Consider the following 16,198-nt stretch of genomic DNA (forward strand, 5'->3'; position numbering starts at 1 on the left):
GTGAACAAATTCCCGGCGGCACCCCCGGAATTTCCCGATCAGGTGAGTTCCGGGAGTGTGGCGCGGGTGATCGGGCAGGACATGCACCGCGGTCCGCCACGGCCGGAACCGAGTTCCGAACCGGAAATGCGCAGCACCTCGATGCCCGCTTCCTCCAAGCGCGCGTTGGTCTCCGCGTTGCGCTCGTAGGCGACCACCACGCCCGGCGCCAGCGCCAGCGTGTTGTTGCCGTCCTCCCACTGCTCGCGCTCCGCCGTCACCGGGTCCAGGCCGGTGTCGATCACGCGCAGGTGGTCGATCTCCATCGCCTCCGCCGCCGTGGTCAGGAACGGCGTCGGGCCGGACACCTTCAGCTCGTCACCCGCCGGGCGCAGCGCATAAGCCTGCAGCGAGTGCTGGATGGCCGGGTACATCACCACCGCGTCGCGGTCGACCATCGTGCACACCGTGTCCAGGTGCATCGACGCGCGCGCCTGCTCGATCGGCACGGCGAGCACGGTGTGCGCCAGGTCGTCGGCGAAGACCGAGCGCGCGAAGGACTCCGCCCCGGCCGGGGTGGTGCGCTCGCCGACGCCGATGGCCACCACGCCCGGCGCGAGCAGCAGCACGTCGCCGCCCTCCACCGGGGCCGAGTGCGCGCCGTACGCGCGGGCTGAGTGCGAGAAGCGCGGGTGGTAGGCGTAGATCAGGTCGGTGAGGGCCGACTCGCGGCGGCGGGCGGGCATCGCCAGGGCGGCGATGGCGACCCGGTCGCCCACCCACACCGACGAGTCGCGGGTGAACAGCAGGTTCGGCAGCGGCTCGATGGCGAAGTCGTGCGGGTGGTGCATCCGGCGGACCAGCGACTGCCCCTCGGCCGCGGGCAGCTCCTCGAAGGTCATGCCCGCGATGAGGATCTCGGCCAGCGCGGCGTCCGACACGCTGGACAGGTGGGAGCGCAGGGTGTCGGAGATGTCGACGCCGAGCTTGAGCTCGTCGACGCCGGTCAGCACGGCCGCCGCCCGCGCCCGGGGGTCCTGCAGCGCGTCGATGAGCAGGTCGCGCAGCAGCAGCACCTCGACACCTCGGCCACGCAGCACCTCGGCGAACGCGTCGTGCTCCTCCTGCGCGCGATCGACCCACGGGATCGCGTCGAACAGCAGCTGGTCGCTGTTGCGCGGGGTGAGCCGCTTCAGCTCCGTGCCCGGCCGGTGCAGCAGCACCGCGTGCAGCGGCCCGACCTCGCTCTGGACGTGTGGTTCGGTCACGTTGAGCAGCGTAGCCAGGACGAACCAAAACATCCGCAGTCAGCGCTGTTTTCGATGGAACGTTAACGAGAACGAGGTCTTTTGCAGCGATTCGTTGTGCGAGACATCGGAATCGGGAAGGTGGTTACGGGAGCCACCCGACGCGGCCGCGGAGCGCGGCGTAACCGACGAAGGCGACCACGTCGATCAGCGCGTGGCCGACGATCAGCGGCCACAGCCGGTTCGAGCGCTGCCAGATCCGGCCGTAGACCAGGCCCATCACCACGTTGCCGACGAACCCGCCGATGCCCTGGTAGAGGTGGTAGCTGCCGCGCAGCACCGCCGAGAACCACAGCGCCCGGTTCTCCGACCAGCCCAGCTGCCGCAGCCGGGTCAGCAGGTAGGCCACCACCAGGACCTCCTCGGCGAAGGAGTTGCCGAAGGCGGCCAGCGCCAGCACCGGGGCCCGCCACCAGGCCTCGTCCAGTGTGGACGGCTGCACGGTCAGGCTGAGGCCGAGCGCGTGCGCGGTCAGGTAGAGGCCGAGGCCGGGGATGCCGATCAGCGCGGCGAGCCCCATGCCGCGGAGGACGTCGCGACCCGGCTGGGTGCGGTCGAGCCCGACCCGCCACAGCGCGATCCCGCCACGCCACAGCAGGAACGCCCCCAACGCGCCCCAGGCGATCAGCCGGGTCACGCTGGTCAGCTGCTGGAACATGTCGAGCAGCCCCAGCTCTGCGCGCGGGACGTTGATCGCGGCGTGCTGGTCGGCCAGCGGTTCCGGGCGCATCAGCGCGTCCAGCAGCGACAGCAGGCTCTGCAGGCCGGACAGGCCGAGCGTCACGGTGAACACCACGACCAGCTCGACGAGGATCGCCTTGCGCTCCTGGCGGTCGGTGACGACGGCGGGGTCACCGGGGCGGGCAGGGGTCAGCCAGGCGCGCAGGGTGCTCACCCGGACGAACCTACCCGGACCGCTGACAGCGCTCGCGCGGTCTGGCAATACCGGGAAACCCGCTGGCGGAACTGGCCGCGCGGTGGTGGCGTCGGACCGGTGACGGCCCGGCGGAGGTGGGCATGGACGTGTTCGTGTGGGGTTCGGCCGACACCGGACGCGCGGTGCAGGTGCTGCGGGCGGTGCGCGAGTTCGAGGTGCTCGACGGGCCGGTGGGCGCGGCCGACCTGTTCGGCGTGCGCGACGGGGTCCTGGTGGAGCTGCGGCGCAGCGACCCGGGCGGTTTGCTGGTGCGGTTCGTCGACGGCACCCGGCCCGGCCGGGCGGCGGTGGTGGCGCACTCGTTCCTGTGGATGATCACCCGCCGCGATGGCGTGGACGAGGCGCTGCTGGTGGGGCCGGGGGAGACGCTGCTGCGCTTCCGCGACGGTCGGATCCACCACCTCGAACCCCTGGACTCCGAACCCGTCCAAGACGACTGACAGGCCAGAACGGCCGGTCGCAGCCCTTCCCGGGTCGAGGGCGGCTCAGGCCCCGGTACCCGATCCAGGCGGCTCAGCGCTGCTGGGCGAGGAAGGGGCAGCCGACCAGGCGGCGCAGTTCCGCGCTGAGGTGCTCGGTGGTCGTGACCGGGCGGGAGAAGGCCAGCCGGATGTCGTGGTCGCCGTCGGCGGACTCCACGCGCAGGCGCAGGCCGTACTTGTCCAGCCCGAGCGGGCGGATGTGGCCGCCGCGCAGCTGCTCCGGCAGGTGCCTGCCGAGCAGGCCGACGACGTCCCGGTGGGACAGCTCCAGGTGCCGCAGCCAGGAGTCCTCGTGCAGGCAGAAGGGGTCGGGGGCGGCGGCCTGGAACTCGGTGGGGTCGACCGAGCTGGTGCCCTCCGCGTCGGCCAGCACCAGCGACGCCGCCTCCAGCTTCAGCACGGTCGCGCCGTGCCCGGCGTCCAGCAGCCGCGGGTCCGGGCGCTCCTCGGCGACCGCGAGCACTTCGGCGCGGGCGTCGGCGCCGTGCAGCAGGCGGACCCAGCCGGTCAGCCACAGCAGTCCGCGCACCGGTTCGCGGAGCCGGACCGGCGTCGGGTCCGCGACTTCCAGCACGGCGGCGAGTTCGCTGCGCGGGGCCTGCCAGGCGGTGGAGACCAGCGGGTGGTCGTCGGCGAGCAGCACGGTGGCCGAGCCGTCCGCGTGCACGTGGTGCAGCAGCGGAGCGACGCGCACCGACGTCTCGCTGGACGGCAGGAGTGCGGCCCGGCCACCGCGCTTGGCGATGCTCCTGGCCCTTTCCGCAGGGCTCGGCGTGGCGGGCCTCCGGGTCGTCGTCTCGCTCACCGCTCACCTCCAACTTAGGTAAGCCTAACTTATCTTGCTGGGGTGTGGAAGTCGTCCGCTCGGGGGATCTCGACCCGAAGTCGCCGACATGCTCTTAGTACCAGCTGCGGCGCTGCGGTGGGAGCCGATCCGGCCCAGTGGGCGAGGGTGCATCCGGCGGCTGTCGGCGCTGGGTGGATGATGAGGTCTGAACCAGGCGAGGAGGAGCCGATGACCCCGCCAGCCGTCCGTTTATCGGGCACTTTTGTTCACTGGCTGGTACGGCATTAGCGTGTCAGCCGTGTCAAGCGCTGTTGAGCTTCGCGCGCCCGGTCCGCGCGGCATCCCGCCTCTGTTCGCCCGCCTGGTCGACGACGCCTCGTTGTTCCCACCGGGAGCACCGGCCGTCCCGCAGGTGGTCGCCGACCACCTCGACGCGCGCAGCGGCGCCCTCACCGGTCTGCTGGGGCCGATGCTGTGCCAGGCCTCGCGGCTCGCCGAGCTGATCACCGAGCTGGCCAAGGCCAAGCCCAGCGCGCCGGTGCCGCTGTCGCTGGTGTGCGACACCGGGCTCGGCGGCGTGCCCAAGGCGCTGTCGATCATCGAGGGCCGCCAGGAGCTGCTGGCGCTGCGAATGGTCGAGATGCCCGCGCCGTCGGACGTCGACGACATCTGGCTGGAGCGGGTGTCGGAGTTCGTGCCGGAGGACATCATCCGGGTCGTCGAGCCGCGGCGCGGTGGCGACGGCTGGCTGGACGGCATCCGCCGGGTGGCCGAACACGGCTGCTGGCCGAAGCTGCGCTGCGGTGGGCAGACCGCCGAATCGGTGCCCTCGGTCGACGTGGTCACCGACTTCCTCGCCGTCGCCGCCAGCCTGGACGTGCCGTTCAAGGCCACCACCGGCCTGCACACGGCGGTGCGCGGCACCGACCCGGAAACTGGTTTCACCACGCACGGCTTCCTCAACCTGCTGGTCGCCACCGCGCGCTCGCTGTCCGGCAAGGACGTGCGGGAGGCGCTGGCCAGCACCGACGGCGCCGCGCTGGCCGCGGAGGCCCGCGCGCTGTCCGACGACGCGGCGAACGCGGTGCGCGACGTGTTCGCCTCCTACGGCGCCCGCTCGCTGAAGGACCCGGTGGTCGACCTCGAGGGATTGGGGCTGCTTTGACCTGGATCGAGGATCCGGAGTTCGCCCCGGACAAGCCGTTCGGCCCGCAGACGCTGCCCTACGGGGTGCTGGTGACCGGCAACGGTCCCGTCGTCGCGGTGCGGGTCGGGCGGCACGCGCTGCCGCTGCGCGGCATCGCCGGGGCGCTCGGTCCTCGACTCGCCGAGCTGGTCTCCGGTGACTCCCTCGACCCCCTGTTGGCGGCCGGTCGCGACTGCTGGCAGGAGCTGCGCGAGCGGCTCACCGAGATCGTTGCGGCGGACCGCGCGCCCGAGGGCGCGCACCTGGTGCGCACCGACTGGCACACCCTGGTGCTGCCGTTCACCGTCGCCGACTACGTCGACTTCTTCTCCTCGCGGCACCACGTGGAGAACGTCGGCCGCATCTTCCGCCGCACCACCGCGGCGGTGCCGGAGAACTGGACACACATGCCGGTCGGCTACCACGGCCGCTCCGGCACGGTCCACGTCTCCGGCACCGACGTCCACCGCCCGAGCGGGCAGCGCAAGGCGGCCGGGGACCTGCACCCCGCGTTCGGGCCGACCCGGCGGCTGGACTTCGAGGCGGAGGTCGGGTTCGTCTGCGGCGGGGAACCGGCCAGCCGGGTGGCCACCGCGGACTTCGCCGAGCACGTGTTCGGCGTCGTGCTGGTCAACGACTGGTCGGCGCGGGACGTGCAGGCCTGGGAGTCCGAACCGCTGGGCCCGTTCCTGGCGAAGTCCTTCGCCACCTCGGTCGCCGGGTGGATCACCCCGCTGGCGGCCCTCGAAGACGCCCGGATCCCGCTGCCGGGGCCGGAGCACGTGCTGCAGTCCTACCTGGTGGAGACCGAGCCCTGGGGCCTCGACCTGCGGCTGGAGGTGTCCTGCAACGAGACGGTGCTGGCCCGCCCGCGCTTCGAGCACATGACGTGGTCGCCCGCGCAGCAGCTCGCGCACCTGACCGTGAACGGGGCCGAGGTGCGCCCGGGTGACCTGTTCGCGTCCGGCACCGTGTCCGGGCCCGAGCGCGACCAGCGCGGTTGCCTGCTGGAGCTCACCTGGGGCGGGGCCGAGCCGATCACGCTGCAGGACGGCGAGCAGCGCACCTTCCTCCAGGACGGGGACCGGGTGACACTGCGGGGGAGCGCGCCCGGACCTGGGGGCACGGTGGTCGGGCTCGGTGAGGTGACCGGCACGGTGCTGGCCGCCGCTCGGAGGTGACCCGATGGCCCCACCACCCACCCCGGAACCGATCCGCACCCCGCTGGTGCCCGGTGAACCCCAGCCCAGCACGAAGGAGAGCTCGCTGACGCTGGAGCGCGGGCTGAGCCTGCTGCAGGCGGTGGCGGAGTCGGAGAGCGAAGCGCCGACGATCAGCGACCTGGCGGCGACTGTGGGCGTCAGCCGCGCGGCCGTGTACCGGCTGCTCGGCCCGCTGCAGAGCCGTGGCCTGGTGCGCCGGGAGGGCTCGAAGGTGCGGCTCGGGCTGGGCGTGCTGTGGCTGGCCGGACGGGTGCTGCCGCAGCTGCGCGTCGCGTCGCTGCCGTCGCTGCGCGCGCTGGCCGAGCGCGTCGGGGCGACGGTGCACCTGACGGTCGCCGACGGCAGCGAGGCGCAGGCGGTGGCCGTGGTGGAGCCGTCCTGGACCAGCTACCACGTGTCCTACCGGGTGGGCAGCCGCCACCCGGTGCAGCGCGGCGCGGCCGGTCGAGCGGTGGACCTGCCGCCGGGCGGGCCGCGGTGGGTCGCCAGCAGCGGCGACCTGCAGCCGGGCGCGTTCGCGGTGGCGGCTCCCGTGCGCGGGGTGCCCGGTCTGCGCGCCAGCGTCGGCGTGGTGGCGCTGCAGCCGCTGGCGCCGGAGGAGGTCGGACCGCTGGTCCTGGAGACGGCCGAATCGGTCGCCGAAGCGCTCCGCTGAGGTTCGCCGGGGCGAGGACGGCTGGGTGGGGTGCGCCCGTCGTCGGGCGCTCAGCACACCGCCGAGCCCGACTTCCGAACCCTGACCGGCGTGCGATCTCGCCAGGCCAGGGGTACTCCGAGCGCTGGGGCGCCGGGACCGGCGGCGCCCCGCTGCGGACGTTGGGAGTCGACGATGACACGGCAGATGACCACCGAGATGCAGCAGTGCATCGAGATGTGCCACAAGTGCCACGACATGTGCGAGCAGATGCTCTCGCACTGCATGGAGCAGCGCAGCGAGGAGTCCATGCGGATGAGCATGGTGATGATCTCCTGCGCGGACATGTGCCGGATGTGCGCGGACATGATGATGCGCTGTTCGAGCATGGCGAAAGCCAGCTCGGACATGGTGCAGATGTGCGTGCGGATGTGCGGCATGTGCGCCGACATGTGCGACATGACGGCGGAGATGTGCCGCCGCATGGGGTCGAGCGAGATGGCGGAGCTGGCGGACACGATGTCCCGCTGCGCCGCCATGTGCCGCCAGATGACCACGCAGACCATGCAGTCGGCGTGACCGGCAGCCCCGGGCCGCGTTCGTGGACGCGGCCCGGGCTGTCATTCACCGCCGTCGCCGTCGCCGCCCCCGTCCCCGCCGCCCGAAGGCCTGGGGATCGCGCTGGTGAGAGCACTGGTGGCCTGGACGAAGCTGGGGTTGAAGATCCCCTCCCGCCTGGCTTTGAAGACGCTCCAGGCGCTGAGCCCGCCCCGCAACTCCTCGCCCAGCCCGTTGGCGGTGGCGAGCTCGGACAGGACGTAGGTGCGGCCGTCGTGCGGGCGGCGACCCGTGATGGCGGCGTGCAGTTCGGCGAGCAGTGCCTCCCGCGCTGGGCGGTGCGGGAAGTAGCGGTCGGGTTTCCACCGGGATGTCGGCGCGTGCAGCATCAGGCCGCGGGCGATCAGCCCGGACCGGTGCCGGTGCAGCGCCTCCGAGCTGCGGCGGCGGACCCAGCTGGGCACGGAGACCGGTTTGGACCTGGCGGCCTGCTGCCGCACCAGCGCGTTCAGCACGTCCTCGGCCCAGCGGAGCCCGGTGCTCCCGGAGTCGCGCACGTCGATCTTGCCGGACCCGAGCTGCACGGTGAGGCCGAAGAACCGGCGTTCGTGGTGCCAGATCCCGATCTTGTCGCGGATCAGGAGTTCACCGAGCTCGGCCGCCGCGCAGCCGTGGCTCGTCGCGTGCTCGTGGCTCACCTTCCCGGTGTCCAGGTGGGACAGCAGGAGGAATTCCTCTGGCAGGGAAAGCGGCAAGGGCTCGTCCACGCGACTCAGTTTCGCAGCTCGCCCCGAGAATGGTGCTCGTTCAACGGAAGTTGCTGCCTTTCCCGTCCCCGCGGTCACCGCGCCGGGCAGTTCCGCTTGGTCCTGGTGGACCCGGTGACGGCGCCCATGCGGACGATGACCACTGTGCCGCCAGATGACGGCGCAACCCCCTCAGGCCACCCTGGGGAGGCTCGAACCGGCACCCGTCGTCCCGTCGGAGATCCCCATGCGCTGGAAGCGCGGCCACGGCGCACGCGGGCCGCTGGCCAGCCAGACCCTGGTGCCCTCGCAGCAGGTGGGCACCAGAAGTTCGGTGTCCACAGTGGTTGGTGGGCGGACGTCGTGGGAGGACCGCGGCAGGGTGCTCGCGGGTGCCGCCGAGGTGGAGCACCTGCTGCGGCTGGCGCGCGGACCGCGCGTGGCAGCTCCTCTCGATCGGAGCTGCCCGGTAGTACGCACGCCGCGGGTAGGCGGATTCCGCCGGAACACCTTCCTTCCTCCCCGCAGCGCTGGTAAGAAGTAATCCGCCCGGAGGGACCAACCCGCTGCGTCGACAGGACCAAGGTCCTACCCGCAGCAGGACCCTCGTCCGGTCGGAAGAGGCCCCTCGCCCCCTGCGGACGTTCCGCGCGCGCGGCGAGAGTGGGGGCGTGGATCTGCTCGACATCGCCCGGTGGCAGTTCGGGATCACGACCGTGTACCACTTCCTGATGGTTCCGCTGACCATCGGGTTGGCGGTGCTGGTCGCCGGGATGCAGACCGCCTGGTACCGCACCGGCAAGCAGCGCTACCTCAAGATGACCAAGTTCTGGGGCAAGCTGCTGCTGATCAACTTCGCGATGGGCGTGGTCACCGGCATCGTCCAGGAGTTCCAGTTCGGCATGGCGTGGAGCGCCTACTCCCGCTTCGTCGGGGACGTCTTCGGCGCACCGCTGGCCATGGAGGGGCTGCTCGCGTTCTTCGTCGAGTCGACCTTCCTCGGCCTGTGGATCTTCGGCTGGGACCGGCTGTCCAAGGGCGTGCACCTGGCCTGCGCCTGGGCGTTCTCACTGGCCACCGTGCTGTCCGCGTACTTCATCCTGGCCGCCAACTCCTGGATGCAGCACCCGGTCGGCGTGGAGGTGGTGGACGGGCGGCCGCGGCTGAACTCGATCTGGGCACTGCTGGGCAACAACACGGTGCTCGCCGCGTTCCCGCACACCGTGTTCGGCTGCTTCGCCGTCGCCGGGTCGTTCCTGATCGGCATCGCCGCCTGGCAGATCGCCCGGCACCACCGCCACTCCGACGTCGACGACGAGGACCGCAAGGCCTGGCACGGCTCGATGCGGCTGGGGGCCTGGGTCGCGGTGATCGCCTTCGCCGGGCTGGCCATCTCGGGCGACGTGCAGGGCAAGCTGATGTTCCAGCAGCAGCCGATGAAGATGGCCTCCGCCGAGGCGCTGTGCCACAGCGAGGCACCGGCCAGCTTCTCGGTCTTCGCGGTCGGCGACGTGACTCGCCAGGACTGCGAGAGCGTGAAGAGCTTCACCGTGCCCTACATCCTGTCCTACCTGGCCAACGGCGACCTCAGCAGCGAGGTCAAGGGCGTCCAGGCGCTCATCCCCGAGTACCAGGAGAAGTACGGCACGCACTACCCGGACGACCCGCGGCTGGGCCGGTTCGCCGGGCAGCCCATCGACTACACGCCGAACCTGCCGGTCACCTACTGGGGCTTCCGGTTCATGATCGGCTTCGGCGCGCTGGCCGCGCTCGGCGCGGTGGCGGTGCTGTGGCTGACCCGCAAGCAGAAGTTCCCCACGGGCCGCTGGTGGGCGCCGCTGGCGGTGGCGGCGATCGGGCTGCCGTTCGCGGGCAACATCGCCGGCTGGGTGTTCACCGAGATGGGCCGCCAACCGTTCGTGGTGGTGCCCAACCCCGACCCGTCGGGGGTCGACGGGGTGTGGATGTACACCGCGCAGGCGGTGTCCGCCGGGGTGACCCCGGGCGAGCTGCTGACCTCGGTGATCGCGCTGACCGCGCTGTACGGGGTGCTCGCGGTGGTGGAGGTCTTCCTGATCGTGCGCTACGTGCGCGGCGGGTTCGACGCGGTGATGCCGCCGAAGCCGCCCGAGGGCGAGGAAGCCGACGAAGCCCTGACCTTCGCGTACTGACGAGTTGAAGAGGACCTGCGATGGATCTGCCCACCTTCTGGTTCTGCGTGATCGCCCTGCTGTGGCTGGGCTACCTGTTCCTGGAGGGCTTCGACTTCGGCGTCGGCATGCTGCTGCCGGTGCTGGGCCGCAGGGACGTCGAGCGGCGGGTGCTGATCAACACGATCGGCCCGGTGTGGGACGGCAACGAGGTCTGGCTCATCGTGGCCGGTGGCGCGATGTTCGCGTCCTTCCCCGGCTGGTACGCCTCGCTGTTCAGCACCGCCTACCTGCCGCTGCTGGTGCTGCTGCTGGCGCTGATCGGGCGCGGGGTGGCGTTCGAGTACCGCGGCAAGGTCGACTCCGCCCGGTGGCGGCGCAACTGGGACCGGGTGATCGTGGCCGCCTCCTGGATCTCGCCGCTGGTGGTGGGGCTGGTGCTGTCGGCCAACGTCTTCGGGCTGCCGCTGGACGCCAACGGTGACCGGGTCGGCGGTTGGTGGACGATCTTCAGCGTGCCGAGCGTCGTCGGTGCCCTTGCGGTGTGCGGGTTCTCGCTGCTGCACGGCGCGGTGTTCCTGGCGCTGAAGACCGAGGGCGAGATCCGCGAGCGGGCGCGGCGGTTCGTGCTGCGGATGGGCGTGCCGCTGCTGCTGCCGGTGGTCGCGCTGCTGTTCCTCGCGCAGCTGACCAGTGGGGCCGCCTGGACCTGGGTGCCGCTGGTGATCGCGCTGGTGGCGGCGCTGGTCGGGCTCGCCCGGCTGGTCCGCTGGCGCGACGGGCAGGCGTTCGCGCTGCAGGGCGTGGCGCTGGCCGGGGTGGTCGTGACGCTCTTCGGCGCCCTGTGGCCGAACGTCATCCCGTCCACATTGGACGCCGCGTGGTCGCTGCCGGTCGCGGACACCGCGTCCAGCCCGTACACCCTGGCGGTGATCACCTGGGTCGCCGCCTTCGGCACCCCGGCGGTGCTGGTCTACCAGGGCTGGACCTACTGGGTCTTCCGCAAGCGCATCGGCACCAAGCACATCCCCCCGATCCACGCCCCCACATGACCCGGACCCAAGCGCCGCCAAGGGAGATCAGGGTTCCGCAGGACCGCCGAATCCCCGCTGCCTTCGCCGGAGCACGGGTTCCGCGTCGACCCGGGGCACGCGGTCCCAATGGGAGTTGGACGTGCGGTTCCCACTGAAGTTGCGGGGTTTTCGGCGTGTCGGGTGCCCGACACGCCGCGGCATGTCGACGACCGCGGTATCGGCGATCGGCCCGACACTGGGTGGCGGAGAACGCAGGAGGTGAGGAGCAGGTGATGGGGCCGTTGGGTGCGTTGCCGCGGTTGTCGGGGTCGGCTCGACGAGCCCTCGCCGTGGGTGCCGTGCTGTCGGTCGGCAACGCGGTCGCCCTGATCGTGCAGGCCTGGGCGCTGGGCAGCGCGCTCGCGGCCGTGGTGGCGCGCGGTGCCGCGCCGGGCGAGATCGGCGACTACCTGGTCGTACTGGCCGGTGCCGTGGTGGCGCGGGCCGTGCTGGGGTGGGCGACGGAGTCGGTGTCGGCGCGCGCCGCGGCGGGGGCGAAGGAGGAGCTGCGGGGCCTGCTGCTGGACTCCGCGCTGCGCCGGGGCCCGGAGTGGGTCCAGCGGCGCGGTGCCGCGGAGCTGACCGCGCTGGCCACCAAGGGGCTCGACGCCCTCGACGCGTACTTCACCAAGTACCTGCCCGCACTGGTCACGGCGGCCGTGGTCCCGCCGCTGGTGGGCGCCTGGATCCTGTGGTCGGACTGGGTGTCCGCGCTGGTCATCCTCATCACCGTGCCGCTGATCCCGCTGTTCGCGTGGTTGGTCGGCAAGTACACCGAGCAGCGCACCTCGAAGGCCGCCGACGCGGTCCAGCGGCTGTCCGGGCAGCTGCTGGAGCTGATCCGGGCGCTGCCGGTGCTCACCGCGTTCGGCCGGGCGCGGTCGCAGGGCGAGGTGGTCGGCCGGGTCAGCGACTCGCACCGCCGGACCACGATCGCCACGCTGCGCGTCGCGTTCCTGTCCGCGCTGGTGCTGGAGCTGCTCTCGGCGCTGTCGGTGGCGATGGTGGCGGTGGGCATCGGGCTGCGCCTGGTCTCCGGCGACTTCGACCTGGCCACCGGACTGCTGGTGCTGGTCCTGGCCCCGGAGTGCTACCTGCCGCTGCGGGCGGCGGGCGCCGCGCACCACGCCAGCGAGGACGGTGTGGAGGCGGTCCGCCGGGTCGACGAGGTCGTCAGCGGCTCCCACGACCGCCCACCCGCGCGCCGCAGCGACGACCTGCCCGTCCGGGAGCTGCGCGTCGCGGGGCTCCGGGTGCGGCGGCGGGACGGGTTCGCGCCGGACGGGTTGAGCTTCACCGCGCGGGCGGGCGAGGTCGTGCGGCTGGAGGGGTTCGACGGCATCGGCCCCAGCGGCAGCGGCAAGTCAACCACCATGGCGGTCCTGCTGAAGTTCGCCGAACCGGACAGCGGCAGCGTCACCTGCGACGGCGTGGACATCGCGGAGCTCGCGCCGGGGGAGTGGCGCCGCCGCACCGCCTGGGTGCCGCAGCGCCCGACGTTCTCCGGCGGCACCGTCGCGGACGAGCTCGACGTGGCCACGGCCGACCAGCCGGACCTCTCAGCGCACGTCGAGGAGGCGCTGGCCGCTGCGGCGGCGACGCACCTGCGGGACCGCCGCACCGACGAACTGTCCACAGGGGAGCGTCAACGCGTCGCGGTGGCGCGGGCCCTGCTCAGGCTCCGCGGTGACGCGGCGGTCCTGCTGCTCGACGAGCCCACCGCCCACCTCGACACGGCCACGGCCAACCAGGTCAACGCGTCGATCCGCCGTGCCGCCGACGAGGGCGCGATCGTGGTGCTGGCCAGCCACCGCCCGGAAGCCGCTGGGGAGCCCTCCGAGCCGCTGCTCGCCGCAACCCCGGCTGCGGCACCTGACCTGCCCACGGCCCGAGGGCGCCTCCGCGACCTGCTGTCGCCGCGCCTGCTGGTCGGCACCGGGCTCGGCGCGCTGTCGCTGCTCTCCGGCCTCGCGCTCGCCGCGACCTCGGCGTGGCTGATCGCCCGCGCCTCGCAGCAGCCACCGATCCTGACCCTGTCGGTCGCGGTCGTCGGGGTCCGCACCTTCGCCCTGTCGCGCGCGGTGCTGCGCTACGTGGAGCGGCTGGTCACGCACGATGCCGCGTTCCGGCTGTCCGGCCGGATGCGGCGCCGGTTGTGGGACGCCCTGGTGCGGCTCGGCCCGGTGCGCACTTCCGGGTTCCGCCGAGGCGAGGGAGTCGCCCGGCTCGTCGACGACGTCGACGCGGTCCGCGACCTGGTGCCGCGGGTGGTCTTCCCGCCGGTGGTGGCCGTGGCCGTGATGGTCGTCGCGGTAGTCCTGCAGGCGCTGGTGCTGCCGGAAGCCGGTGTCCTGCTCGGCGTCGTGCTCCTCATCGCCAGCTTGGCGAGCCCACTCGCGGCCGTCGCGGCAGAACGCCGCGCGACGACCGCCGTGGCCGAAGGACGACGTCGGGTCTCGGCCCGCGTCCTCGGACTCCTCGACGGTGCGGCGGAACTGCTGGCCTTCGGCGCGCACACCAGGCAGCGCGCCGAACTGGCCGCGGAGGACGCCCGCCTGGCCGCGCGGGCACGGCGCGCCGCCTTCGGCGCGGGTGCGGCCACGGCGGTGATCACCCTGCTCATCGGAGTCGCGGTGCTCGGCGGTGCGTGGCTCGGCGCGGCAGCGGTGTCCGAAGGGCGGTTGGCGCCCGAACTGGCACCCCTGCTCGGCCTGGTGCCGCTCGCGGTCGCCGAGGCGGTCGCGCTGCTGCCCCCGGCCGCGCAGCAGTGGCGTTCGCTGCGTTCCGCGCAGGACCGCCTGGAGCCGTTGCTCGCGGCCGGAACAGGTGACCTTCCCGGCGAACAGGCCGCCCGGTCGGCGGGCGAGGTCGAGCTCGCCGACGTCGACGTGCGCTGGCCAGGAGCGGTGGAACCGGCGCTGCGCGGCGTCGACGTGCACGTGCCCGCCGGGGCGCACGTGGCGGTCGTCGGACCTTCCGGCGGCGGCAAGTCGACGCTCCTGTCCCTGCTGCTGGGCTTCCTGCCCGCGGAACGCGGCGAGGTCCGCGCGCCAGGACGGGTCGCGTGGTGCCCCCAGGACCCGCAGCTGGTGTCGACGACGGTGCGGGAGAACCTTCGCTTGGCCGCGCCGGGGGCCAGCGACGACGAGCTCGCCGAAGCGCTCCGGGCGGCCGGGCTGCCGGACTGGACCGACCGGCTTGGCACCGTGGTCGGCAGCACCGCGATGTCCGGCGGCGAAGCACAACGCCTGGCGCTCGCCCGAGCGCTGCTGGTCCGGGACGCGGAACTGGTGCTGCTCGACGAGCCCACGGCGCACCTGGACGTCCCGACGGCCGAAGCCCTCCTGGACCGCCTGTCGCACGAACTGCGCGGACGCACCCTGGTGCACGTGACACACCGCTGGTCAGAGGCCCAACGAGCCGACGTCGTCCTACGAGTCGACAACGGCAGGCTGACCACCACCACCCCAACGGCAGCCAGCCGCTGAGCGCGGCCCGTCCTGCCCACCTCGGCCGCCCCGTCCTGGACGCGATGTCCATGGAGATCGCCTGGGAGAGGCCAGCGGAGCCCGGTCGGAGGGTTCGTCCTGCGGTTGGGGCGGCAGGTCTCGACCCGCCTCGCTCGTCCTCGTGCGGTTCTGGGTGCGATTCGAATGGGACTTGGACGTCTGATCTCCATCGAAATCGCGTGGTGGGGCGGGGTCGGGGGCTCGTGGGGATGGGATGACTTCGGTCGGGTGCTGCTCGGGGTTGGGGACTCGGGGAGGGCGGTTGGGGCCGGTTGGTGGGCTCGCGGTAGGAACTCGGGTCGTGATCATCGTGCGGACGGCGGGGTGCACCGCCTGTGACCTGCGTCGTCAGGAGGCGCCAGCAACCGGTGGGGAGCTATAGCCTCGTGCATGACATGGATTCTTCCCTCGCCCGGCGAATGCTGGCGGCATCGACCGAGATCACCCGCGCGGCGCTGTCCGCGGAGGATCCCGACGCGGTGCTGCCGCTGGTCGTCCGCCGCGCCGCCGAACTAGCCGAGGCGGACCTCGGCGTCGTCACCGTGCGCGCCGACGACGGGCGCCTGACCGTCGAAGCGGCCTACGGCGCGCCGTCCGCGATCGGCCCGCTCGCCGACCCGGTCGGCACCGTCCTGTCCTCCCGGTCGGCGGCGGCCCGCGTCGCCCGCAGCGGGGTCCCGGTCGTGGTGGACGACCTCATCGACGACCCGCTCACGGCCCCGTACGTCCCCGCTTCGCTGCGGGTGTACGGCCCGTTCGCGGTCGCCCCGTTCGGGACCCGCGAGCGCAGGCTGGGGGCGTTGGCGGTGTACCGCAGGCGCGGCGCGAGCACGTTCACGCGCGTCGCGGTCGACGTGCTGACCTCGTTCGCCGCGCAGGCCGGGCTGGCGCTCGTGCTCGCCGAGGGGTCGACGGCCCGCCAGCGGATCGCGGTGTACCAGGAGCGCGAGCGCATCGCCCGCGACCTGCACGACGTGATCGTGCAGCGCCTCTACGCCACGGGCGTGCAGCTGGAGGTGCTGGAGCGGAGGCTGTCCGGCCAGCTGGAGCCGGCCGACGCGACCCGGCTGTCGGAGACCATGGAGCAGATCGACCAGGCGATCGCCGAGGTCCGCGCCACGGCCCGCACGCTGCGCTCCGCCGACCCGGAGACCCCGCACCACGCGCCCGCGCTGGACGACTCGATGCGCTCCGAGGTGCAGATCGCCGGGGAGCTGATGGGACGTCCCCCGCGCCTGGAGATCGAGGGGGACCTGGCGGACGTGCCGGTCCAGGTCGCCGACCACGCCCGCGCCGCCCTGCGCGAAGCGCTGTCCAACGTGGTCCGCCACTCGGGCGCGAAGACGGTCCTGGTGCGCGTGCGCCGCTCGGAGTCCGGACTCCTCCTCCAGGTGGTCGACGACGGCTGCGGCATCCCCCGGGACGTGAGCAAGCGGGGCCTGCGCAACCTCGAAGAACGAGCGGTCGCCGCCGGAGGCCGCTGCGTGATCACCTCATCCCCCGACAGCGGCACCACAGTCACCTGGGAAGTCCCCCTCACCACCACCTGAACCCACCCCAGCTCACCCCGGCCCGTCCACAGTAGACATACAGTTTCAGTTGAAACTGTAGAACCACCGGGGCACGG

13 protein-coding genes are annotated in these 16,198 nt (G+C 72.6%); 9 read left to right on the forward strand and 4 right to left on the reverse strand.

Annotation, left to right across the window (positions count from 1 at the left end; genetic code table 11):
• Nucleotides 1–38: 38 nt before the first annotated feature.
• Nucleotides 39–1,247, reverse strand: coding sequence for an arginine deiminase (locus tag ABT324_RS03880; RefSeq protein ID WP_351171134.1), 1,209 nt, complete (start codon nt 1,245–1,247; stop codon nt 39–41).
• A 124-nt stretch (nt 1,248–1,371) separates the two neighbouring features.
• On the reverse strand, nt 1,372–2,181 hold the full coding sequence (locus tag ABT324_RS03885; protein ID WP_351171137.1) for a CPBP family intramembrane glutamic endopeptidase: 810 nt from the start codon (nt 2,179–2,181) through the stop codon (nt 1,372–1,374).
• Between the two features lie 122 nt (nt 2,182–2,303).
• On the opposite strand from ABT324_RS03885, the gene ABT324_RS03890 reads away from it, so the two are divergent.
• The gene (locus tag ABT324_RS03890; protein WP_351171140.1) at nt 2,304–2,663 is read left to right on the forward strand and encodes a hypothetical protein; all 360 of its coding nucleotides are present in this window, start codon (nt 2,304–2,306) and stop codon (nt 2,661–2,663) included.
• A gap of 73 nt (nt 2,664–2,736) precedes the next feature.
• On the opposite strand, the gene ABT324_RS03895 is transcribed toward ABT324_RS03890, so the two are convergent.
• Nucleotides 2,737–3,510: a DUF2470 domain-containing protein gene (locus tag ABT324_RS03895; RefSeq protein WP_351171143.1), complete on the reverse strand. Its 774-nt coding sequence runs from the start codon at nt 3,508–3,510 to the stop codon at nt 2,737–2,739.
• A 280-nt stretch (nt 3,511–3,790) separates the two neighbouring features.
• Here ABT324_RS03895 and ABT324_RS03900 point away from each other — a divergent pair, with 280 nt between their 5' ends.
• The 4 genes from ABT324_RS03900 to ABT324_RS03915 all read left to right on the forward strand — a co-directional run bounded on the left by ABT324_RS03900 (nt 3,791) and on the right by ABT324_RS03915 (nt 7,114).
• Entirely contained in the window at nt 3,791–4,657 is an 867-nt protein-coding gene (locus ABT324_RS03900) for a hypothetical protein (protein WP_351171146.1), read from the forward strand.
• Entirely contained in the window at nt 4,654–5,859 is a 1,206-nt protein-coding gene (locus ABT324_RS03905) for a fumarylacetoacetate hydrolase family protein (RefSeq protein WP_351171149.1), read from the forward strand. The genes ABT324_RS03900 and ABT324_RS03905 overlap by 4 nt, the downstream gene beginning before the upstream one ends.
• Before the next feature lie 4 nt (nt 5,860–5,863).
• Nucleotides 5,864–6,556, forward strand: a complete 693-nt coding sequence (locus ABT324_RS03910; RefSeq protein ID WP_351171151.1) for an IclR family transcriptional regulator — start codon at nt 5,864–5,866, stop codon at nt 6,554–6,556.
• A gap of 174 nt (nt 6,557–6,730) precedes the next feature.
• A complete protein-coding gene (locus tag ABT324_RS03915) occupies nt 6,731–7,114 on the forward strand; it encodes a four-helix bundle copper-binding protein (protein ID WP_351171153.1) in 384 nt (127 codons plus the stop codon).
• A gap of 41 nt (nt 7,115–7,155) precedes the next feature.
• Here the strand turns inward: ABT324_RS03915 and ABT324_RS03920 are convergent, their stop codons facing one another.
• The gene (locus ABT324_RS03920) at nt 7,156–7,860 is read right to left on the reverse strand and encodes a GOLPH3/VPS74 family protein (RefSeq protein WP_351171156.1); all 705 of its coding nucleotides are present in this window, start codon (nt 7,858–7,860) and stop codon (nt 7,156–7,158) included.
• Nucleotides 7,861–8,510: 650 nt separating this feature from the next.
• Here ABT324_RS03920 and ABT324_RS03925 point away from each other — a divergent pair.
• The 4 genes from ABT324_RS03925 (at nt 8,511) to ABT324_RS03940 (ending at nt 16,121) form a co-directional block, all read left to right on the forward strand.
• Entirely contained in the window at nt 8,511–10,010 is a 1,500-nt protein-coding gene (locus tag ABT324_RS03925; protein ID WP_351171159.1) for a cytochrome ubiquinol oxidase subunit I, read from the forward strand.
• A 20-nt stretch (nt 10,011–10,030) separates the two neighbouring features.
• On the forward strand, nt 10,031–11,041 hold the full coding sequence (cydB, locus tag ABT324_RS03930) for a cytochrome d ubiquinol oxidase subunit II (protein WP_351171162.1): 1,011 nt from the start codon (nt 10,031–10,033) through the stop codon (nt 11,039–11,041).
• Between the two features lie 254 nt (nt 11,042–11,295).
• Entirely contained in the window at nt 11,296–14,550 is a 3,255-nt protein-coding gene (gene cydD, locus ABT324_RS03935) for a thiol reductant ABC exporter subunit CydD (protein WP_351171165.1), read from the forward strand.
• A 416-nt stretch (nt 14,551–14,966) separates the two neighbouring features.
• The gene (locus ABT324_RS03940) at nt 14,967–16,121 is read left to right on the forward strand and encodes a GAF domain-containing sensor histidine kinase (RefSeq protein WP_351171168.1); all 1,155 of its coding nucleotides are present in this window, start codon (nt 14,967–14,969) and stop codon (nt 16,119–16,121) included.
• Nucleotides 16,122–16,198: the final 77 nt, after the last annotated feature.

It is taken from the genome of Saccharopolyspora sp. NPDC000359, assembly GCF_040300525.1.
Classification (GTDB): Bacteria; Actinomycetota; Actinomycetes; order Mycobacteriales; family Pseudonocardiaceae; genus Saccharopolyspora.